Genomic DNA, 19,637 nt, shown 5'->3' with positions numbered 1-19,637 from the left:
TCGTCAGGGGACGAGGCGGTCGGCGCGGTACCGAGCGAACAGGTCGGCGAAGGCCCGTTCGGTCCGTCGGTAGCCGGTGAAACCGGCCTCGCGGCTCTTGCCCATGTCGGTGACGACCTCCATGGCCCGTCCGAGGTCGGCGTCCGTGTGCCACCAGGACGCCAGCCGGCCGATGTCGGACTCGGCGAGGCCGTGCCGCTCGGCGATGCCGGCCCACGCCGACTCGTGCGGCGCCATCTGCTCCTCGAGCGGGCGCGGGCGGTCCTGGTAGCCGACGACGCGTGCGGGGTCGACGCCGAGGTGCGCCGCGATGCGCGGCCACATCCACCGCCAGCGGAAGACGTCGCCGTTCACGATGTTGAACGGCTCGTCGGCGCCCTCGGGCGAGGTCGCGGCCCACACCATGTGCTCGGCGAGGATGCCGGCATCGGTCATGTCGGTGAGGCCGTTCCACTGCGCTTCGCTGCCGGGGAACACGAAGTCGAGGCCGAGCTCCTTCGCGAGCGTCGCCTGGACGGCCAGGGTCAGGCCCATGTTCATGGCGTTCCCGACGGCGTGCCCGATGACGGTGTGCGAGCGGTGCACGGACCAGGTGAACCCCTGGCGCTCGGCGGCGGCGAAGAGCTCGTCCTCCTGGGCGTAGTAGAAGTTCGGGGTGTCGAGCCGCGGCTCGTCCTCGTGGAACGGGGTGTCCGGCATCTCGCCGGCGGCGTACGCCTCGAAGGGGCCGAGGTAGTGCTTCAGGCCGGTGACGAGCGCCACGTGCGCGAGGGGAGCGTGCGCCAGTGCGGCGAGCAGGTCGCGGACCATGCCCCCGTTCACCCGGATGTTCTCGGCCTCGGTGTCCTGCCGCTGCCAGGCGGTGAAGAACACGTGGGTCGGACGCTCGTCCGCGAGGGCGGTGGCGAGGCTCTCCGGGTCGCGAAGGTCGGCGGCGACGGTCCGGACGCCGTCCCGGGCGAGGGGCCGGCGTGAGAGGGCGGACACCTGCCACCCGTCGCTGAGCAGGTGGTCGACGAGGGCCGAGCCGGTGATGCCGCTGGCACCCACGACGAGAGCGTTGCGGTCGGTGGTCTGCTGGTCGGTGTCGAGAGTCATCGAGGTCCCCAACACGTGTCGGGTCGTCGCTGTTCCCGGAGCGTGGACGGCCCCCCGCCCGGGACGACGAGACGCCCGCACCGACGAGCGGTACGGGCGTCCGGGTGGTCGACGATCACTTGCCGTCGAACGCGTCCTTGGCCTTCTCCTTGTCGAGGCGGCCCTCGCCCATGACCTGGTCCTTCTGGCCCTGGTGCTTGAGCTCGGCGTCGTCGGTGTGCTTGCCCACGGCCTCCTCGGCCTTGCCGGCGATCTTCTGGGTGACGTCCTTGGCCTTGTCTCCGAGCGACATGGTGGCTTCCTCTCTCCGGGGGTGCGCCGAGGGTCCCCGGCGAGCTGGACCCGACTCAACCACGCGTCATCGGGGCGCTCGCGGCGGGGCCGCAGGTTCGCGTACCCCGCAGCGGCGGAACGGGGTACGGGTGGGCGCGGTGCGCCGGTGGTCAGCGCGGGCGGCGGATCCGGATCGGACCCTTCGCGGTGGACGGGTCGACGACGCTGCCGTGCTGCGTGATCTCCACCTCGCCGCGGGCGACCATCCGTCGGGCTGCTCGCCGTGCCGGTTCCATCAGGTCGCGCCAGTCGTCCGGGTCGACGGATCGTGCGACCTCCGACGGGCAGATGCTCGACGTCCGCGCCCGTGCCGCGAGGAGCTCGTCGATCCGCTGCTCGAGCGCGCGGTCGGTCGCGTCGACGCCGTGCTTGCGGCACGCGGCGGAGCACCACTTCGCCTCGGGTGCGGCCGACGACGGCATCCGCCGTCCGCACGACGCGCACGTGCGTTCCTCGTGCGCCGACTCCGACGCCGCGGCGTCCGCTGCGGTCCTGATCGCTCGTCCCATGCCGTCCATCCTCGTCCTGCCGTGCCCGTCCGTGCACAGCACAGGTGCGGCTGGCACGATCGTGGCGGTGAGCACCGACACCGCAGCCGTCCGATCCGCCGAACCCGACTGGGTCGAGCACGTCATGTGGTGGCACGTCTACCCGCTCGGCTTCGTCGGCGCCGACGTCCGCCCGGGGACCGCGGTCGCGGACCGTCCGGTCGAGCACCGTCTGGACCGGATCGCCGGGTGGCTCGACCACGTCGTCGACCTCGGCCTGAACGGCCTGCTGCTCGGACCGGTCTTCGCGAGCTCGTCGCACGGGTACGACACGGTCGACCACTTCCGGGTCGATCCCCGCCTGGGCGACGAGGCCGACCTCGACGCGCTCGTCACCGCCGCGCACGAGCGGGGCGTGCGGGTCCTGCTGGACGGTGTGTTCAACCACGTCGGCCGTGAGCACCCCGCGTTCGCCCAGCTCGCCGAGGCCGGTCCGGCGGCCGCGTCGGCGTCGCTCTTCGCCGTCGACTGGTCCGGCTGGCAGCCCGGTGAGCCGGTCCCCGTCGGGTTGTTCGAGGGGCACGACATCCTCGTGGCGCTCGACCACGACTCGGCCGCGACCGAGGACCTGGTCGTCGAGGTCATGACGTACTGGCTCGGCCGGGGGATCGACGGGTGGCGGCTCGACGCGGCGTACGCGGTGCCGCCGGCGTTCTGGGCACGGGTGCTGCCGCGGGTGCGGGAACGGTTCCCGGACGCCTGGTTCAGCGGCGAGGTGATCCACGGTGACGCTGCTGCGGTCGTGCGCCGGTCGACCATGGACTCGACGACGCAGTACGAGCTCTGGCAGGGGATCTGGCACGGCATCGCCGACGGCAACTGCCACGAGCTGTCGCACGCGATCGAGCGGCACGACGCTCTGCTGGCCACCTTCGTGCCGACCACGTTCGTCGGCAACCACGACGTCACCCGGATCGCGAGCGCGGTGGGGGAGCGGTTCGCCGGGCACGCCGCCGCGGTGCTGTTCACGGTGGCGGGGACGCCCGTGGTCTACGCCGGGGACGAGTACGGCTGGACCGGGGTGAAGGAGGAACGCGAGGGCGGCGACGACGCGGTCCGACCGGAGTTCCCGGCCGCCGTGCCGGAGCCGACGGACCTGACCCACGCGGTCGAGGCGCTCGTCGCCCTGCGCCGCCGGAACCCGTGGCTGCACCGGGCGCACACCGACGTGGTCCACCTGACGAACACGGCGATCGTCCTCCGGACGGCGACCGCGGACGCGGCGGTGGTGACCGCCCTGAACCTGGCCGACGACCCCGTCGACCTGCCCGCGGCCGACGCGACGCAGGTGGAGGCGGGCGGGGCCGACCTCGGGGACGGGACCGTGCGCCTCCCGGCCGCCGGGTGGGCCGTCCTGACCCGCTGACCCCGACGCGAAAGCGACAGGTCTCCGTGGAACTTCCACGGAGACCTGTCGCTTTCGCGGACCGGACCGGACCGGGCCGGAGCCGACCGGACCGGGCTGGACCCGAACGGACCGGGCCGGGCGGGATCCCGCCTACTTGCGCGCGGACGCCGCCCGGCGCTTGTTGAACACGTCGAACGCGACCGCGGCGAGCAGCACCAGGCCCTTGATGAGCGACTGGAACTCGGTCCCGACGCCGAGGATCGACATGCCGTTGTTCAGGATGCCGATGATGAGACCACCGACGATGGCGCCGGGGACGGTGCCGATGCCACCCGTGACGGCTGCGCCACCGATGAACACGGCGGCGATGGCGTCGAGCTCGAAGCCGTTGCCGGCGCCGGGTGCCGCCAGGTTGAGCTGGCCGGTGAAGACCACGCCCGCGAGCGCCGAGATGACGCCCATGTTCACGAACAACAGGAACGTGACGCGCTTGGTCTTGACGCCGGACAGCTGCGCGGCGAGGGCGTTGCCGCCGATCGCGTAGATGTGGCGACCGAAGACCGCGCTCCGCATGACGACCGAGTAGATGACCACGAGGGCGCCGAGCACGACGAGCACGATCGGGGTGCCGTTGTAGCTGGCGAGCAGGAGCGCCACGTAGATCACGAGCACGACGGTGAACGCGAGCTTCGTGATGAACCACGCGAACGGCTCGCTCTCGAGCTGGTACTTGCGACGCGTCGCGCGGCCACGGAACGCCGTGATCGCCAGGACGATCGCCGCGGCGAAGCCGAGGATCATCGTCAGCGGCTCGTACCCGGTGGTGCCGAAGGACGGCAGGAAGCCGGAGCCGAGCGAGCGGAACCCGGTCGGGAACGGCGAGATCTGCTGGTTCTGCAGGACGATCTGCGCGGCACCGCGGAAGGCCAGCATGCCCGCCAGCGTGACGATGAACGCCGGGATCCCGAAGTAGGCGATCCAGAAGCCCTGCCACGCGCCGACGAGTGCGCCGACCACCAGGCAGAGCACGACCGCGATCGGCCACGGGACGTGCCACTGCGTGATCATGACGCCAGCCATGGCACCGGTGAAGGCGACGATCGACCCGACGGACAGGTCGATGTGCCCGGCGATGATGACCATCACCATGCCGATGGCGAGGATCAGGATGTAGCTGTTCTGGACGATCAGGTTCGAGACGTTGATCGGGGCGAGGGTGATGCCGTTCGTCGTCACCTGGAAGAAGAGGACGATGACGATCAGCGCGATGAACAGGCCGATCTGTCGGAGCTGCCCGGTGAGGTAGCCGGCGGCGGACTTAAGCGCGTTCATTGACAGGGGTCTCCCGTTCCTGGGTCATGTACTGCATGAGGACCTCGGGCGTGGCCTCGGAGCGGGGCACGTCAGCGGTGATGGTGCCCTCGGAGAGCGTGTAGATGCGGTCGCAGATCCCGAGGAGCTCCGGGAGCTCGGAGGAGATCACGATGATCCCCTTCCCCTGGTCTGCGAGCTGGTTGATGATCGTGTAGATCTCGTACTTCGCGCCGACGTCGATGCCGCGCGTGGGCTCGTCGAGGATGAGCACGTCGGGGTCGGCGTACATCCACTTCGACAGGACGACCTTCTGCTGGTTCCCGCCGGAGAGCTTGCCGGTGACGACGTCGACGTTCGGCGCCTTGATGTTGAGGCTCTTGAGGAACTGCCCCGCGACGGTGGTCTCCTCGGCGGCGTTCACGAAACCCCAGTTGGCGAGCTTCCCGAGTGCCGACCCGGAGATGTTCCGCTTGATGTCGTCGATCAGGTTGAGGCCGTAGCGCTTCCGGTCCTCGGTGACGTAGGCGATGCCGTTGTCGATCGCCTGCGTGACCGTGTGGGTCTTGATCGGCGTGCCGCGCTTGTACACGGTGCCGCTGATGCCGGTGCCGTAGGACTGCCCGAACACGCTCATCGCGAGCTCGGTCCGACCGGCGCCCATGAGCCCCGCGATGCCGACGACCTCGCCCGCGCGCACGTCGAGGTTCGCGTGGTGGATGATCTCGCGCGATGCGTCGAGCGGGTGGTGGACGGTCCAGTCCTCGATCCGGAGGAGCTCCTCGCCGATGACCGGCGACTCGCGCTCCGGGTACCGGTTCGACAGGTCGCGGCCGACCATGCCGCGGATGATGCGGTCCTCGGACACGTCGTCGGCGTGCATGTCGAGGGTCTCGATGGTCTTGCCGTCGCGGATGATCGTGACCTTGTCGGCGATCGCCTTGATCTCGTTCAGCTTGTGGCTGATGATGATCGCCGTCATGCCCTCGGCCTGCAGCGACCGGATGAGGTCCAGCAGGTGCGCGGAGTCGTCGTCGTTCAGCGCCGCGGTGGGCTCGTCGAGGATGAGGAGCTTCACCTTCTTCGACAGCGCCTTGGCGATCTCGACGAGCTGCTGCTTCCCGACGCCGATGTCGACGATCTTCGTGACCGGGTTGTCCTTGAGTCCGACGCGCTGCAGGAGTTCGGCGGCGGCCAGGTTCGTCTTGTTCCAGTCGATGAAGCCGCCCTTGGACTGCTCGTTGCCGAGGAAGATGTTCTCGGCGATCGACAGGAACGGGCTGAGGGCGAGCTCCTGGTGGATGATCACGACGCCTGACGCCTCGGAGTCGTTGATGTCGCCGAACTGCACGGGCGAACCGTCGAGCAGGATCTCGCCGTCGAACGAGCCGTGCGGGTAGACACCCGACAGCACCTTCATCAGCGTGGACTTCCCGGCGCCGTTCTCGCCGCAGATCGCGTGGACCTGCCCGCGTTCGACCGCGATCGAGACCCCCTGCAGGGCCTTGACGCCGGGGAACGTCTTGGTGATGTCACGCATCTCGAGGATGGTGTCCGCCATGCGGACCCCTTTCCGTCGTGCGCGCCCGCGGGCGCGCTGGTGGAGACGGACGGGAGGCGCGGCGCGTGCTGGCACCGCGCCTCCGGTCCGAGAGGGGTGTGGACGGGAGGCGCGAGGCGGGCAGGTGCCGCGCCTCCGGTCCGACAGGGGTGGGGGACCGGAGGCGCGGCGCGGGCTGGCGCCGCGCCTCCGGTCCGACGGGTGACGACCTACTTGAGGTCGGCCTCGGTGTAGTAGCCGGAGTCCACGAGGACTTCCTTGTAGTTGTCCTTGGTGACGACCGTCGGCTGGAACAGGTAGGTCGGGACGACCTTGACCTTGTTGTCGTAGCTCTTCGTGTCGTTGACCTCGGGCTTCTTGCCCGAGAGCAGGTCCTCGGCCATGGTGGCCGACTGCTTCGCGAGCTTGCGCGTGTCCTTGTAGATGGTCGAGTACTGCTGACCCGCGATGATCGACTTCACCGAGGCGGCCTCGGCGTCCTGACCCGTGATGGTCGGGAGCGGACGGTCGCTGGTGCCGTAGCCGGCGCCCTGGAGCGCCGAGATGATGCCGATCGACATGCCGTCGTAGGGGGAGAGCACGCCGTTCAGCGTGGTGCCGCCCGAGTACGACTTCGCGATCAGGTTCTGCATGCGGGCCTTGGCGGTCGCCGGGTCCCACTGCTGCGTGGCGGCCTGCGTGAAGCCGTCCTGCCCGGAGCCGATCTTGATGGTGCCGGCCTCGATGTAGGGCTTCAGGGTCTTCATCGCGCCGTTGAAGAAGAACGTCGCGTTGTTGTCGTCCTGCGAGCCGGCGAAGACCTCGATGTTGAAGGGGCCCTTCTCGTCGGTCTTCTTGCCGTCCGCGTCGAGCAGACCGAGGCCGGTGAGGAGCGAGTTCGCCTGGTCGACGCCGACCTTCTCGTTGTCGAACGAGACGTAGTAGTCGACGTTCTTGTTGCCGGTCAGCAGGCGGTCGTAGGAGATGACCTTGATGCCGGCCTTCGCGGCGGCGTCGAGCTGGTCGGAGAGGGCGCCACCGTCGATGGACGCGATGATGAGGACCTTCGCGCCCTTCGTGATCATGTTGCTGACCTGCTGGGCCTGCTGCTGGACCTTGTTGTCGCCGTACTCGAGGTCGACCTTGTAGCCGGCCTTCTGCAGGTCGCTCTTGACGGCGTCGCCGTCCTTGATCCAGCGTTCCGACACCTTGGTCGGCATCGCGACGCCGACGAGGGCGCCCTTGTTGTCCCCGCTGCCGCCACCGCTGCCGGTGTCGCCGCGGCCGCCGGCCGAGCAGCCGGCCAGTGCGATCGCGATGCCGAGGGCGGCGACGCCCGCGACGATCTTGCGCTTCATCATCGAAGTACCTCTGTTCCTGCGCGTCGACGTCGACACGCTCGGGTGACGGGGCTGCTGTGCCCCCGGTGAGTGCTCGTGTGAGCGCTCACATACTGAGGGTTCCGTGCCGGGGTGTCAACTCGTCGTGACCGTTTCGGGATCTTGTCGCGCCGGTGAGGCAGCGCGGTACGGTTGGCGACGTGACCACCACGACCGCCCACGGGGGCAAGGGCGGCAACCGCCGGAAGGCGCCCACCATCTTCGACGTCGCCGAACGCGCCGGGGTGTCGCACCAGACCGTCTCGCGGGTGATCAACGGCGACCCGACGGTCCGCGAGCAGTACCGGACCCAGGTCGCCGACGCCGTGACCGAGCTCGGGTACCGCCCACGCGCCGCGGCCCGGGCGCTCGCCGGTGGGCGCAGCCGCGCGCTCGGCATCATCACCGCGGGCGACGCGCTCTACGGTCCCTCGAGCACGGCGATCGGCTTCGAGCGGGCGGCCCGTTCGGCCGGGTACCACGTGCTCCTGTCGACCCTGCCCGACGACCCGCGGCCCGGCGACCTGACCGCCGCGATCACGACGCTGCTCGCGCAGGACGTCGCCGCGATCGTGCTCGTCGCCGCCGACAACCGCGTGCTCGACGCGCTCGCCTCGCTGACCGTGCCCGTCGCCGTGCCGGTCGTCGTGTCGAACGCCGTGCAGCGCGACGCGGCCCGTGCCCCGGTCGCACCGAGCGTCGCGGCCGTCGCGATCGACCAGGTCGCCGGGACGACGCTCGTGATGGAACACCTCTTCGGACGCGGACACCGGCGCATCGTGCACATCGCCGGGCCGAGCGTCTCGCAGGAGTCCGAGGTGCGCCGCGCCACCTACGGGCGGATCATGCGCGAGGCCGGGCTCGAACCGGTGGTGCTCGACGGCGACTGGACACCGGCGAGCGGGTTCGCGGCCGCGCGGACCATCGACGTCCACACGGTCGACGCGGTGTTCGCGGGGAACGACCAGATGGCGCTCGGCGTGCTGCACGCCTTCGCCGACGAGGGGCTCCGCGTCCCCGACGACATCGCCGTGGTCGGGTTCGACGACGTCCCCGAGGCGGCGCACTTCACCCCGCCGCTGACCACGGTGCGGCAGGACTTCAGGGCGATGGGGGAGCGGGTGCTCGACACCGTGCGGGCCCTGGTCGAGGGGGAGCCACGCGACGAGACGCTCCTCGTGCCCGAGCTCGTGGTGCGGCGGAGCACGTAGGGCATCACCGAGCGCGCCGAGGGGCTCAGGGGCCGAGGGGCCCAGGGGCGCAGGGGCTGAGGGGGCCGGGCGTCCGGTGACGCAGAGCGGCGCCCCCTCGCGTCGTGCGAGGGAGCGCCGCCGCGGACCGACCCGACCGTCAGCCCTTCAGCGCGCCGGACGACAGACCGGCGACGTAGAACCGCTGCAACCCGACGTACAGCGCGATGCACGGGATCATCGCCACGACGGACCCGGCGACGAGGTTGCCGTACGACACCTGGCCGTACGCCCCGGTCTGCAGGTTGAGCAGCGCGACGGGCAACGTGTACAGCGAGTCCTTGGTCAGGAACGTCAGCGCCCCGAGGAACTCGGTCCACGACGCCAGGAACGCGTACAGCGCAGCGGTCGCGGCCCCCGGCAGGAGCAGCGGGCGCAGCACCGACACGACGACCCGGAAGCGCGAGGCGCCGTCCACGAACGCCGAGTCCTCGAGCTCGGTCGGGATCGACTCGAACGCGTTCCGCATCACGAACACCCCGAACGGCAGGTTCACCGTCGTGTAGAAGAGCACCAGTCCGAGGAGCGAGTTCGTGAGCTTCATGGCGTTCAGCTCGAGGTACAGCGGTGTGAGGATCGCCTGGAACGGCACCATCATCGTCAGCAGCACGAGCCCGAAGACCAGACCGGAGCCGCGGAACCGGAAGCGGGCGAACCCGTACCCGGCCATCGTCGCGATGATCGCGGTCAGGACGGCCGTGCACACCGAGACGATCACCGAGTTGAGCACGCCGGACAGCAGCCGCGACGACGGGCCGAACACGGCGGCGAAGTTCTGCCACCCGAGCTGGAAGAACGTCGCCGGGTCCGGTGCCTGCGTGATGACGGCCTCGGGCTGGAACGCCCGCAGGATGGACCAGATCAACGGGACGCCGAAGACGAGCGCCGAGCCGATGCCCGCGATCGCGTAGAGCGTGCGCTTGACGGCGGTGTCGCGCGGGTGCTGCACGCTGCCCTGGTGGTGTCGGCGCCGTCGCCCGCCGCCGTCCGTGGTCAGGGTCCGCGTGGACAGGTCGGGCGCGGCGAGGCCGGCTCGCGAGGTCGTGGTGCTCATGGCTCAGTCCTTCTCTCGCAGTGCCCAGAACTGGAACACCGTGACGGCGGCGATGACGACGACGAGGGCGATCGACTCGGCTGTCGCGGCACCGAGCTGCAGGTTCACGAACCCGCGGTTGTAGATGGCGTTGACGATGGTCGTGGTCTCGGTGCCGGGGCCGCCCTGCGTCAGGATGTAGAACTGGTTGAACGCCAGCAGCGACCCGATGACCGAGATGATGACGCTGAGCGCCACCGTCGGCCGGATCATCGGGAAGGTGATCAGTCGCTCGGTCTGCCACCAGGACGCGCCCTCGAGCTGCGCGGACTCGTACACCTCGTCGGGCACGCCCTGCATCGCGGACATGAGCAGCACCATCGTCAGCCCGGACACCGCCCAGACCACGAGCACGCAGATGAGCAGCGTCGCGAGCGGGCCGTTCACGAGCCACGCGGTGCTGCCGTCCGTGATCCCGAGCCAGCGGAGCACCAGGTTCACCGCGCCCGAGTTCGGCTGCGCCTCGAGCACGAGCATGAAGCTCAGGGTGGTCAGGCCGACGACGTACGGCAGGAAGAAGACCGTCCGCAGCAGGGTGCTGCCACGGCGACGAGCGCGGACGAGCACGGCCAGGAAGTACCCGAGCACCAGGATCGGCAGGGTGACGATCGCCGTGTAGAGCAGCGTGTAGCCGATCGCGTGGACGAACGTCGGGTCCTGGAACAGCGTCGCGTAGTTCTGCAGCCCGATGAACCGGTACGGCCCGATCAGCGGCCAGTTCGTGAACGAGATGTACAGCGCGAACACGAGCGGGACGAGGACGAACACCGCGACGAACAGGATCGCCGGGGCGACGAGCACGGCGCCGGCGCGGGGTGGGTGGGTGAGCGAGTTGCGGGACGGTCCGGATCGGCCGCGGCCGACGGTGGGCCGGCCGGCGCCGGTCCGGCCGGCGCCGGCCCGTGCGGCGGAGCGCCGGGTGGAGATGGTCGACATGACGTGCACCTCTCTGTGCGGTCGGTGGTGCGACGGAGGGTCAGGCCTGGACCTGGTCGAGGATGCGCTGGTACTCGGACTGCGCGGTCCGCATCGCTGCGGTGGCGCCGGAGCCGAACACCGCCTCGCGGAACATCGCGAAGTACGGCGACGACGGCTGGTTGACGAGGAGGTTGTACGCCAGCGTCTGCGGGGCGTAGCCCTTCTCGATGGCGTCGAGCGGACCGGACGCGAGCGGGTACTTCTTCCGGTACGCCGGGGTGGCTGCGTCCGAGCGGGTGGGGAAGTACCCGCCGTCCGGCAGCGCCTGCTGCTGTTGCAGCCCGTTCGCGTACTGCATGAACGCCCACGCGCCGGACGGGTTCGATGCGCCGTTCGGGATGCACATGTTGTCCCCGCCGTCGAAGAACGACCGCTTGCCGTCCCACGAGGGGATGAGCACCGTCCGCATCTTCGCCCGCATCGCCTTCGTGGCCGCGGGAACGGTCGCGCCGTACGACGTCGGGAAGATGCCGACCTTGCCGGCCCGGAAGTCGGCGCCCCAGGTGGTGCCGGCATCGGCGTACGTCGCCTTCGAGAGCAGCCCGTCCTTCCAGAGCTGCCGGTAGAACTCGAGCATGCGCTCCAGGGCCTCGTTGCCGGTGATGTTCGCCGTCTGCTGGCCGACGCCGCCGGACATCATGTCGACGCCCGTGGCCCAGACGTGCGGCTGGGTGACGAACCCGATGATGCCCGCGGCGTTGCCGGCGATCGACCAGCCGTAGACGTCGTCGCCGGTCCTCCGGATCGCCTTCGCCGCCGCCAGCAAGGAGTCGAGGTCCTTCGTCGCGTCGTCGACGTCGAGCCCGGCCCGGTCGAACAGCTCGGTGTTCACGAACAGCTGCGAGTTGTCCGCCAGGTACGGCAGGCCGTAGTACCGCTTCCGGTACTCGAGCAGCCGCAGGTGCCCCGGCGAGATCGCGTCGAAGTAGTCGAGACCGGTGACGACGTCCGTGAGGTCGGCGAAGGCCTCGCGGAAGATGAACAGTTGCGAGTTGATGTCGTCGATGTCCACGACGTCCGGCGGCTCACCGCCACGGATCGCGGTCGCGAGCTTCGTCACGTACTGCCCGTCGGGTACGGGGGTGAGCTCGACCTGCAGCGCCGGGTTCGCCTTGTTGAACCCGGCCACGGCCGCGGTGAGCCCGGCCTGGGTGGCGGACCGGCACCAGACCTGCACGGTGCCGGTCGCGCCCCGACCGAAGCCGGCGACCTGGGCGTCGACCTTCGGCAGTGTGCCGGAGCAGGCGGCCAGGGTGAGGGCCGCCCCGCCGGCGAGGCCACCGGCGAGGAACGCTCGGCGCAGCATCAGCGCGCCAGCGGGAGCCAGACGCGCATCGGCGCGGCTCCGCGGTTCGCCCAGGCGTAGTACGGGACGGCGGTCGCCGTGACGGCCTGGAGGCGCGGTGCGCCCCCGCCCGACCCGGCCGCGTCGTCGACGCTGGTCGCGTCCACCGCGGAGGCCGCGCCTCCCGGCCCGTCCAGCCGGCGGTACGGCCACGCTGCCTGCGCGTGCTCGGCGGGGGCGTGTCCGGCGATGCGCAGCGTGACGACCCCGTCGAGGAGCCCGTCCTGCCGTTCCTCGGTGACGGGCGCGTCCGCGTCGACCGTCAGGTCGTCGACCGTGAAGCCCTGCTGGTCCGCCTGCTCGACCGCGTACACCAGCGGGCCGCGCTCGATCGCGACCTGCCCGCGGGCGGCGTCGATGCGGTCGTCGGCGACGTACCGGTGCGGGGTCGTGTCGAACACGAGCTCGACGGTGTCCCCGGCGGTCCACACGCGGTCGACGACGTGCAGCGTGCCGGCGGCGGGCGTGTCCTGCCCGTCCGGGGTCGTGACCGTCGTGGTGTCCGACCACGCGGGGACACGCAGGCCGAGCACCAGCGGCCCGTCCTCGGTGACCGTGACGACGACCCGGCCGTCGTGCGGGTACCCGGTCTCGACCCGCACCGGACCGAGGTCGGCGGTCGCGTACTGGTGGACCTGCAGGCCGCCGTCGGTCGCGGTGGCGAGGTAGCCGTCGAGGCTGGCGAACGTCCGCATGATGTTCGGCGGGCAGCACGCGCAGTCGAACCAGCCGCGACGGCCGTGCGCGGGGGAGCGGTTCTCGTCCTGGTGGGCGTGGTCGCGCTGCTGGAGGGGGTTGACGTAGAAGTACTCGGTGCCGCCCAGGCTGACCCCGGCGAGGAACGCGTTGTACAGCAGGCGCTCGATGGCGTCGGCGTACACCGGCTTCCCGGTGGCGAGGAGCAGACGCCACGCCCACTGGACGCCGCCGATCGCCGCGCAGGTCTCCGCGTACCCGCGGTCGGTCGGGAGCTCGTACGGGTCGCCGAACGCCTCCCAGTCCCAGCGGGCACCGAGGCCGCCGGTGATGAAGGCCTTCGTCGCCATCATGTCCGCGAACTGCCGCTCGCTCGCGGCGAGGAGCTCGGTGTCACCGGTCTCGATCGCGACGTCCACCGCGCCCGCCGCCAGGTACACGGCGCGGACGGCGTGGCCCTCGACGGTCGTGGCCTGCCGGCTCGGGACCCGGTCGGAGAAGTACGTCGGTTCGCCGCCGGCGCGCTCGATGATGCCGTGCCCGCGGGCGTCGACGAACCAGTGCGCCAGGTCCAGGTAGTCGCGGTTGCCGGTCTCGCGGTAGAGCTCGACCAGGCCCATCTCGACGACGGGGTGGCCGTCGATGTCGGTCTTCTTGCCGTCGCCCTCGCCGAAGGTCCGGACGAGGTGGTCGGCGTTCCTGATCGCGACCTCGAGGAGCCCGGAGTCTCCCGTCGCGCGGTGCTGGGCCACGGCCGCCTGGTACAGGTGCCCGGCGCAGTACAGCTCGTGGCTCCACTTGAGGTCCGTGTACCGCTCGCCCTTCCCGCGGACCTGCTGCACGGAGTCGAGGTAGCCGTCGTCGGCCTGCGCCCGTGCGTACAGGGCGGTGACCTCGCGCTGGAGCTCGAGCAGGTCGTCGGACGGTGCGCGGCCGTACTCCCACGCCACCGCCTCGAGCCACTTCGTCACGTCCGAGTCCATGAAGATCGGTCCGACGGCGTCGCCCTCCTCGAGCCCGGCGGCGATCCGGAGGTTCCGGAAGTTCCCGGCGGCCTCGAGCAGGGCGTACCCGCCGCGGATCGCGTCGCGGCCGTTGCGGTCCTGTCGGAGCGCCCAGAACCCGCCGGTGATCCGGGCGTCGCTGGTGGGCAGAGGCCGGAGCGTGAGGTGGGCGTCGGCGGTCGGGAGGACCGGCGTCGCGGTCTGCGCACGGCTGTCGGTCGCGAGCGTGGTGGTCATGTCGCCTCCTTGCGATGTGACGGGGAGCGGCCCCGAGCCGCCCGACGGCGGTTCGGAAAACGCTTTCTGGCGGGAACGGTACGACACTGGTCCGCGGCGCGCAAGTGCTGCCGACGCATCTCTGCGTATGCTCGTCGTCACGTCCCGCGACCCGGAAAGGAACTTGCCGTGACCATCGAGCGCACGACACCGCCCGTCCGGATCACCGACGTCGCCGCGCTCGCCGGCGTGTCGATCGGGACCGCGTCCAAGGCGCTCAACGGCACCGGGCAGCTGCGGGACTCCACGCGTGCCCGGGTCAAGGACGCGGCCGAGAAGCTCGGGTTCGTCGGGGACGCACGGGCGCGAGCGCTGTCCTCCGGGCGGACCTACACCGTCGGGATGATCACCACCGACTCGTTCGGCCGGTTCTCGATCCCGGTGCTGCTCGGCGCCGAGGACGCCCTGTCCGCCGGCCAGATGGCCGTCCTGCTCTGCGACACCCGCGACGACCACGTGCGCGAGGCCCACTACCTCCGGTCGCTCGCCGCCCGCGGGGTCGACGGCATCATCGTGACGGGGCGCTCCGCCGACTCGCGGCCGCCGATCGACGTGCCGATGCCCGTCGTCTACGCGTTCACGCCGTCGACCTCGGCGGACGACGTGTCCATCACCCTCGACGACTCCGCCGGGAGCGCCGCCGTGGCCGCGCACGTGCTGTCGCTCGGTCGGCAGCGGGTCGCGATCGTCACCGGGCCCGCACGGCACCGGTCCGCCGAGCGCCGGGTGACCGGTGCCGCCGAGGTGCTCGGCCCGCGGCTCGTCGCCGCGCCGCTCTACGGCGAGTGGTCCGAGCGCTGGGGACGCCAGGCGGTCGACGTGCTCGCACGTGGGGCCGTGGACGTCGACGCGATCGTGTGCGGGAGCGACCAGATCGCCCGCGGGGTCTGCGACCGGCTGCGCGAGACCGGGCGGTCGGTGCCCGAGGACGTCGCCGTCGCCGGGTTCGACGACTGGGACGTGATGGCACTCGCGTCGAGGCCGCCGCTCACCACGGTCGACCTGCGGCTCGAGGAGCTCGGGCGTGTGGCGGGGCAGGCGCTGCTCAGCCTGATCGACGGCGGGCCGGCGGAGTCCGCCGCGGTGACGCCGGCCCTCGTGGTGCGCGAGAGCACGGTCGGGGCGTAGGCCGCGGGGCGGGCGGGGCGTCCGCCACGACGCCCCGTCGAGGTCGCACGTCCGAGCGCCCGCCCGCCCGCCGAGATCGCACTTCGGCGCGGTACCTCGCTGTCGAAGCGCGCGGAAGTGCGATCTCGGCGGTCTGGGCGCGGCGCGCGGGCCCCGGCGCGGCGGCGTTGCGGGAGTGAGCGCTCACGTGCCAGGATGTGAGCGCTCACGGGGACGACGAGGTCTTGGAGGACTGCATGAGCGACGACCGCCGCCAACAGGTCGTGGACGGCCGCACCACGCTCGGCATCGAGCTCGGCTCCACGCGCATCAAGGCGTGCCTGGTGGACGAGGACCTGGTGACCATCGCCGCCGGCTCCCACGAGTGGGAGAACGAGTTCGTCGAGGGCCGCTGGACCTACTCGCTCGACGCCGTCGAGACCGGGCTCCGCGCCGCGTACGCCGCCCTGGTGGCCGACGTCGAGGCCCGGTACGGCGTCACCCCCACGAGCTACCGCGCCGCCGGGGTGAGCGCGATGATGCACGGCTACCTCGCGTTCGACGCCGACGGCGAGCTGCTCGTGCCCTTCCGCACGTGGCGCAACACGTCGACCGGCCCCGCCGCCGCACGGCTCAGCGAGACCCTCGGCTTCAACATCCCGCTGCGCTGGTCCATCGCGCACCTGTACCAGGCCGTCCTCGACGACGAGCCGCACGTCGCCCGGACCGCGGGCATCACCACGCTCGCCGGCTACGTGCACCGACGGCTCACCGGGCGCGACGTCCTCGGTGTCGGCGACGCGAGCGGCGTGTTCCCGATCGACAGCAGCCCGGTCGACAGCGGACCGGGGGACCCGGGCTCGCGCGACTGGGACGGCGAGAAGCTCGACCGCGCCCAGGCACTGCTGGGCGGAGCGGTGCCCGACCTGCGGGCACTCCTGCCGGAGGTGCTCGTCGCCGGCGACGACGCCGGAGCGCTGACCGACGAGGGCGCCGCCTGGCTCGACCCGACCGGATCGCTGCGACCGGGCGTCCCGCTGTGCCCGCCCGAGGGCGACGCCGGCACCGGCATGGTCGCCACCAACGCCGTCGCACCCCGCACCGGGAACGTCAGCGTCGGCACGAGCATCTTCGCGATGGTCGTCCTCGAGCAGCCGCTCGGGACCGCGCACGAGGAGCTCGACGTCGTGACGACCCCGTCCGGCGACGCCGTCGCGATGGTGCACTGCAACAACGGAGCGAGCGAGATCGCGAGCTGGGCGCGGGTGTTCGGGCGCTTCGCCGAGGCCTCCGCCGCGCGCACCGGGACCGCCGTGATCGGCATCGACGACGTCTACGCGACGCTGCTCGCCGAGGCGGTGGCCGACGGCACCGACGCCGACGCCGGCGGTCTCCTGTCGTTCAACTACCTGGCAGGCGAGCCCGTCACCCACGTCGAGGACGGCCGGCCCCTGCTGCTCCGCACGCCCGACGCGCGATTCACCCTGGGCAACCTGGTGCGCTCCGAGGTGCACGGGGCCTTCGCCACCCTCGCGATCGGCATGGACGTGCTCCACGGCGAGCAGGTGCGGGTCGACCGGATGACGGCGCACGGCGGACTGTTCCGGACGCCCGGGGCACCGCAGCAGCTGCTCGCCGCGGCACTCCGGGTCCCGGTCGCCCTCGAGGAGACGGCGGGGGAGGGCGGTGCCTGGGGCATCGCCCTGCTCGCCGCGTACCTGGAGCACACCGACCAGCACCTCGCCGACTTCCTCGCCGACACCGTCTTCGGCGGCGACTCGGTGCAGGTCGCCGAGCCCGAACCGCTCGACGTCGCCGGGTTCCAGACCTACCTCGACCGGTACCGCGCGGCCCTGCCCGTCCAGGCCGTCGCCGCCGCGACCACCGGGCCCGACCGAGCGCCGTCCGGCGCCGCGGGCGCAGAGCAGACCGACAGCGCCGCCGGCACCGACCCGGCGGAGCACATCGACGCCGACCCGGCCGAGCACACCGACGCCGACCCGGCCACCCACCCGGCCGAGCAGACCGACGGCGCCGCTCCGCGCCTCCAGACAGAGGAAGTGACCCGATGACGACCGCACCCGACCAGACCACCCGCGACGCCGTCCAGCGCACCCGCGAGCGGGTCGCCCGGCTGCACGGCGAGCTCGTCCGCTACGGCCTCGTGATCTGGACCGGCGGCAACGTCTCCGAACGCGTGCCCGGCACCGACCTCTTCGTCATCAAGCCGAGCGGGGTGTCGAGCGACGACCTCACGCCGGAGAACCAGGTGGTCTGCACGCTCGACGGTGTGCCCGCCGACGGCTGGGGCAACGAGCACGGCCCGTCCTCCGACACCGCCGCGCACGCCTACGTGTACCGGAACATGCCCGAGGTCGGCGGCGTCGTGCACACGCACTCGACGTACGCGACGGCGTGGGCGGCCCGTGCCGAGGCGATCCCCTGCGTCATCACGGCGATGGCGGACGAGTTCGGCGGTCCGATCCCCGTCGGCCCGTTCGCGATCATCGGCGACGACTCGATCGGCCACGGCATCGTCGAGACGCTGAGCGGCCACCGGTCCCGTGCGGTGCTCATGCAGAACCACGGCGTGTTCACCATCGGCAAGGACGCGAAGGACGCCGTGAAGGCCGCGGTCATGTGCGAGGACGTCGCCCGCACCGTGCACATCGCGAAGCAGGGCGGCGAGCTCGTCCCCATCACGGAAGCAGACATCGATCGACTCTTCGATCGCTACCAGAACGTCTACGGACAGAACCCCGAAGGAGCCATGCGATGACGCAGGACAACACCACGCAGCCCGTTGACCCCCAGGCCACACTCGACGGCTACGAGGTCTGGTTCCTCACCGGGTCGCAGGGACTGTACGGCGAGGAGACGCTGCGCCAGGTCGAGGCGCAGAGCAAGCAGGTGCACGCCGAGCTGGCCGCGGCCCTGCCGGTGAAGCTCGTGTGGAAGCCGGTCCTGAAGGACGCCGACGGCATCCGTCGTGCCCTCATCGAGGCGAGCGCGGACGACAAGGTCATCGGCGTCACCACCTGGATGCACACCTTCAGCCCCGCGAAGATGTGGATCGGCGGCCTGCAGGCGCTCACGAAGCCGCTGCTGCACCTGCACACCCAGGCGAACGTCACGCTGCCGTGGGCGGACATCGACTTCGACTTCATGAACCTCAACCAGGCCGCGCACGGCGACCGAGAGTTCGGCTACGCGCTCGCGCGGCTCGGGGTCCGGCACGCCACCGCCGTCGGCCACGTGTCGGACGAGCGCGTGCAGCAGCGCGTGGCGAACTGGACGCGTGCCGCGGCCGGCGCCGCAGCGGTCCGGTCGCTGAAGCTCACGCGCTTCGGCGACAACATGCGCTACGTCGCGGTCACCGAGGGCGACAAGACCGAGGCGGAGATCGAGCTCGGCGTGCAGGTGAACACCTGGGCCGTGAACGAGTTGGCGGCGGCGGTCGCCGCGGCCGAGGCGGACACGCAGGCGGTCGACGACCTCGTCGCCGTCTACGAGCGCGACTACGACGTGGACCCGGCACTCCGGAGCGGTGGTGACCGGCACCGGTCGCTCCGCGACGGCGCCGCGATCGAGCTCGGCCTCCGCGCGCTGCTCGCGCAGAACGACAGCGCCGCGTTCACCACGAACTTCGAGGACCTCGGCGACCTGAAGCAGCTCCCCGGCCTCGCGGTCCAGCGCCTGATGGCCGACGGCTACGGCTTCGGCGCGGAGGGCGACTGGAAGACCGCCGTGCTCGTCCGCGCGATGAACGTCGCCGGTGCCGGGCTGCCGGGCGGCGCCTCCCTGATGGAGGACTACACGTACGACCTCACCCCGGGGGCCGAGAAGATCCTCGGCGCGCACATGCTCGAGGTCTCGCCGACACTGACGACCTCGACCCCGACGCTCGAGATCCACCCGCTCGGCATCGGCGGCAAGGACGACCCGGTGCGCCTGGTCTTCACCGCCGACGCCGGCGAGGCCGTCGTGGTCGCCCTGTCGGACACGCGGGACGGCTTCCGGCTCACCGCCAACGTCGTCGACGTCGTGCCCCCGACCGCGGCACTGCCGAACCTGCCCGTCGGCCGGGCCGTCTGGGAGCCGCGCCCGTCGTTCCCCGTCGCCGCCGAGGCCTGGCTGACCGCCGGTGCCGCGCACCACACGGTGATGACGACCGCCGTCGGCCTGCAGGTCGTCGAGGACCTCGCGACGATGGTCGGCACGGAGTTCCTCGTCATCGACGAGCACACGACGTCCCGCGGGTTCCGCGACGAGGTCCGGCTGCAGCAGACCTGGCACCGACTCGACCGCGGCTTCTGAGGGGCTCGGACCGT

Annotated in this window: 16 protein-coding genes; 6 read left to right on the top strand and 10 right to left on the bottom strand. The window is 71.3% G+C overall.

Annotated elements, in window-relative coordinates:
- Positions 1–3: 3 nt before the first annotated feature.
- The 3 genes from AAEP86_RS17240 to AAEP86_RS17230 all read right to left on the bottom strand — a co-directional run bounded on the left by AAEP86_RS17240 (position 4) and on the right by AAEP86_RS17230 (position 1,940).
- On the bottom strand, positions 4–1,098 hold the full coding sequence (locus AAEP86_RS17240; RefSeq protein ID WP_420368501.1) for an SDR family oxidoreductase: 1,095 nt from the start codon (positions 1,096–1,098) through the stop codon (positions 4–6).
- A gap of 115 nt (positions 1,099–1,213) precedes the next feature.
- A complete protein-coding gene (locus AAEP86_RS17235) occupies positions 1,214–1,390 on the bottom strand; it encodes a CsbD family protein (protein ID WP_420368500.1) in 177 nt (58 codons plus the stop codon).
- 151 nt (positions 1,391–1,541) lie between these two features.
- Positions 1,542–1,940, bottom strand: a complete 399-nt coding sequence (locus AAEP86_RS17230; RefSeq protein WP_420368499.1) for a DUF3253 domain-containing protein — start codon at positions 1,938–1,940, stop codon at positions 1,542–1,544.
- A 67-nt stretch (positions 1,941–2,007) separates the two neighbouring features.
- Here AAEP86_RS17230 and AAEP86_RS17225 point away from each other — a divergent pair, with 67 nt between their 5' ends.
- On the top strand, positions 2,008–3,345 hold the full coding sequence (locus tag AAEP86_RS17225) for an alpha-amylase family glycosyl hydrolase (RefSeq protein WP_420368498.1): 1,338 nt from the start codon (positions 2,008–2,010) through the stop codon (positions 3,343–3,345).
- Positions 3,346–3,477: 132 nt separating this feature from the next.
- Here the strand turns inward: AAEP86_RS17225 and mmsB are convergent, their stop codons facing one another.
- The 3 genes from mmsB to chvE all read right to left on the bottom strand — a co-directional run bounded on the left by mmsB (position 3,478) and on the right by chvE (position 7,539).
- A complete protein-coding gene (gene mmsB, locus AAEP86_RS17220; protein ID WP_420368497.1) occupies positions 3,478–4,659 on the bottom strand; it encodes a multiple monosaccharide ABC transporter permease in 1,182 nt (393 codons plus the stop codon).
- Entirely contained in the window at positions 4,646–6,199 is a 1,554-nt protein-coding gene (gene mmsA, locus AAEP86_RS17215) for a multiple monosaccharide ABC transporter ATP-binding protein (RefSeq protein ID WP_420368496.1), read from the bottom strand. The genes mmsB and mmsA overlap by 14 nt, the downstream gene beginning before the upstream one ends.
- Before the next feature lie 209 nt (positions 6,200–6,408).
- Positions 6,409–7,539 carry a multiple monosaccharide ABC transporter substrate-binding protein gene (chvE, locus tag AAEP86_RS17210; RefSeq protein ID WP_420368495.1) on the bottom strand — a complete coding sequence of 377 codons (1,131 nt, stop codon included), beginning with the start codon at positions 7,537–7,539 and terminating at the stop codon, positions 6,409–6,411.
- Positions 7,540–7,718: 179 nt separating this feature from the next.
- Here chvE and AAEP86_RS17205 point away from each other — a divergent pair, with 179 nt between their 5' ends.
- Positions 7,719–8,768, top strand: coding sequence for a substrate-binding domain-containing protein (locus tag AAEP86_RS17205; protein ID WP_420368494.1), 1,050 nt, complete (start codon positions 7,719–7,721; stop codon positions 8,766–8,768).
- A 139-nt stretch (positions 8,769–8,907) separates the two neighbouring features.
- Here the strand turns inward: AAEP86_RS17205 and AAEP86_RS17200 are convergent, their stop codons facing one another.
- From AAEP86_RS17200 to AAEP86_RS17185, 4 genes are read right to left on the bottom strand one after another with little or no spacing between them, the layout of a single operon-like run.
- Positions 8,908–9,861 carry a carbohydrate ABC transporter permease gene (locus AAEP86_RS17200; RefSeq protein ID WP_420368493.1) on the bottom strand — a complete coding sequence of 318 codons (954 nt, stop codon included), beginning with the start codon at positions 9,859–9,861 and terminating at the stop codon, positions 8,908–8,910.
- A 3-nt stretch (positions 9,862–9,864) separates the two neighbouring features.
- A complete protein-coding gene (locus AAEP86_RS17195) occupies positions 9,865–10,836 on the bottom strand; it encodes a carbohydrate ABC transporter permease (protein WP_420368492.1) in 972 nt (323 codons plus the stop codon).
- 40 nt (positions 10,837–10,876) lie between these two features.
- The gene (locus AAEP86_RS17190; RefSeq protein ID WP_420368491.1) at positions 10,877–12,184 is read right to left on the bottom strand and encodes an ABC transporter substrate-binding protein; all 1,308 of its coding nucleotides are present in this window, start codon (positions 12,182–12,184) and stop codon (positions 10,877–10,879) included.
- Positions 12,184–14,160: a glycoside hydrolase family 127 protein gene (locus tag AAEP86_RS17185; RefSeq protein ID WP_420368490.1), complete on the bottom strand. Its 1,977-nt coding sequence runs from the start codon at positions 14,158–14,160 to the stop codon at positions 12,184–12,186. Before AAEP86_RS17185 ends, AAEP86_RS17190 begins: the two co-directional genes overlap by 1 nt.
- Before the next feature lie 168 nt (positions 14,161–14,328).
- On the opposite strand from AAEP86_RS17185, the gene AAEP86_RS17180 reads away from it, so the two are divergent.
- From AAEP86_RS17180 to araA, 4 genes are all read left to right on the top strand, one after another.
- On the top strand, positions 14,329–15,327 hold the full coding sequence (locus AAEP86_RS17180; protein ID WP_420368489.1) for a LacI family DNA-binding transcriptional regulator: 999 nt from the start codon (positions 14,329–14,331) through the stop codon (positions 15,325–15,327).
- A 236-nt stretch (positions 15,328–15,563) separates the two neighbouring features.
- The gene (locus AAEP86_RS17175; protein WP_420368488.1) at positions 15,564–17,378 is read left to right on the top strand and encodes a xylulokinase; all 1,815 of its coding nucleotides are present in this window, start codon (positions 15,564–15,566) and stop codon (positions 17,376–17,378) included.
- Complete coding sequence (locus AAEP86_RS17170; protein WP_420368487.1) at positions 17,375–18,085, top strand: L-ribulose-5-phosphate 4-epimerase; 711 nt, start codon at positions 17,375–17,377, stop codon at positions 18,083–18,085. Before AAEP86_RS17175 ends, AAEP86_RS17170 begins: the two co-directional genes overlap by 4 nt.
- Complete coding sequence (gene araA, locus AAEP86_RS17165; RefSeq protein ID WP_420368486.1) at positions 18,082–19,623, top strand: L-arabinose isomerase; 1,542 nt, start codon at positions 18,082–18,084, stop codon at positions 19,621–19,623. The genes AAEP86_RS17170 and araA overlap by 4 nt, the downstream gene beginning before the upstream one ends.
- Positions 19,624–19,637: the final 14 nt, after the last annotated feature.

Origin of the sequence: Curtobacterium sp. L1-20 (assembly GCF_048755855.1) — a bacterium.
Lineage (GTDB): Bacteria > Actinomycetota > Actinomycetes > Actinomycetales > Microbacteriaceae > Curtobacterium.
The sequence above is the reverse complement of the archived record's forward strand: the minus strand, read 5'-3'. Positions and strand labels throughout refer to the sequence as shown.

Bases quoted from the DNA above. Each gene is read 5' to 3' on its own strand.
- AAEP86_RS17190 (WP_420368491.1), bottom strand. From the start codon at position 12,184: ATGCTGCGCCGAGCGTTCCTCGCCGGTGGCCTCGCCGGCGGGGCGGCC.
- araA (WP_420368486.1), top strand. From the start codon at position 18,082: ATGACGCAGGACAACACCACGCAGCCCGTTGACCCCCAGGCCACACTC.
- AAEP86_RS17195 (WP_420368492.1), bottom strand. From the start codon at position 10,836: ATGTCGACCATCTCCACCCGGCGCTCCGCCGCACGGGCCGGCGCCGGC.
- chvE (WP_420368495.1), bottom strand. From the start codon at position 7,539: ATGATGAAGCGCAAGATCGTCGCGGGCGTCGCCGCCCTCGGCATCGCG.
- AAEP86_RS17230 (WP_420368499.1), bottom strand. From the start codon at position 1,940: ATGGGACGAGCGATCAGGACCGCAGCGGACGCCGCGGCGTCGGAGTCG.
- AAEP86_RS17175 (WP_420368488.1), top strand. From the start codon at position 15,564: ATGAGCGACGACCGCCGCCAACAGGTCGTGGACGGCCGCACCACGCTC.
- mmsA (WP_420368496.1), bottom strand. From the start codon at position 6,199: ATGGCGGACACCATCCTCGAGATGCGTGACATCACCAAGACGTTCCCC.
- AAEP86_RS17235 (WP_420368500.1), bottom strand. From the start codon at position 1,390: ATGTCGCTCGGAGACAAGGCCAAGGACGTCACCCAGAAGATCGCCGGC.
- mmsB (WP_420368497.1), bottom strand. From the start codon at position 4,659: ATGAACGCGCTTAAGTCCGCCGCCGGCTACCTCACCGGGCAGCTCCGA.
- AAEP86_RS17185 (WP_420368490.1), bottom strand. From the start codon at position 14,160: ATGACCACCACGCTCGCGACCGACAGCCGTGCGCAGACCGCGACGCCG.
- AAEP86_RS17200 (WP_420368493.1), bottom strand. From the start codon at position 9,861: ATGAGCACCACGACCTCGCGAGCCGGCCTCGCCGCGCCCGACCTGTCC.
- AAEP86_RS17170 (WP_420368487.1), top strand. From the start codon at position 17,375: ATGACGACCGCACCCGACCAGACCACCCGCGACGCCGTCCAGCGCACC.
- AAEP86_RS17240 (WP_420368501.1), bottom strand. From the start codon at position 1,098: ATGACTCTCGACACCGACCAGCAGACCACCGACCGCAACGCTCTCGTC.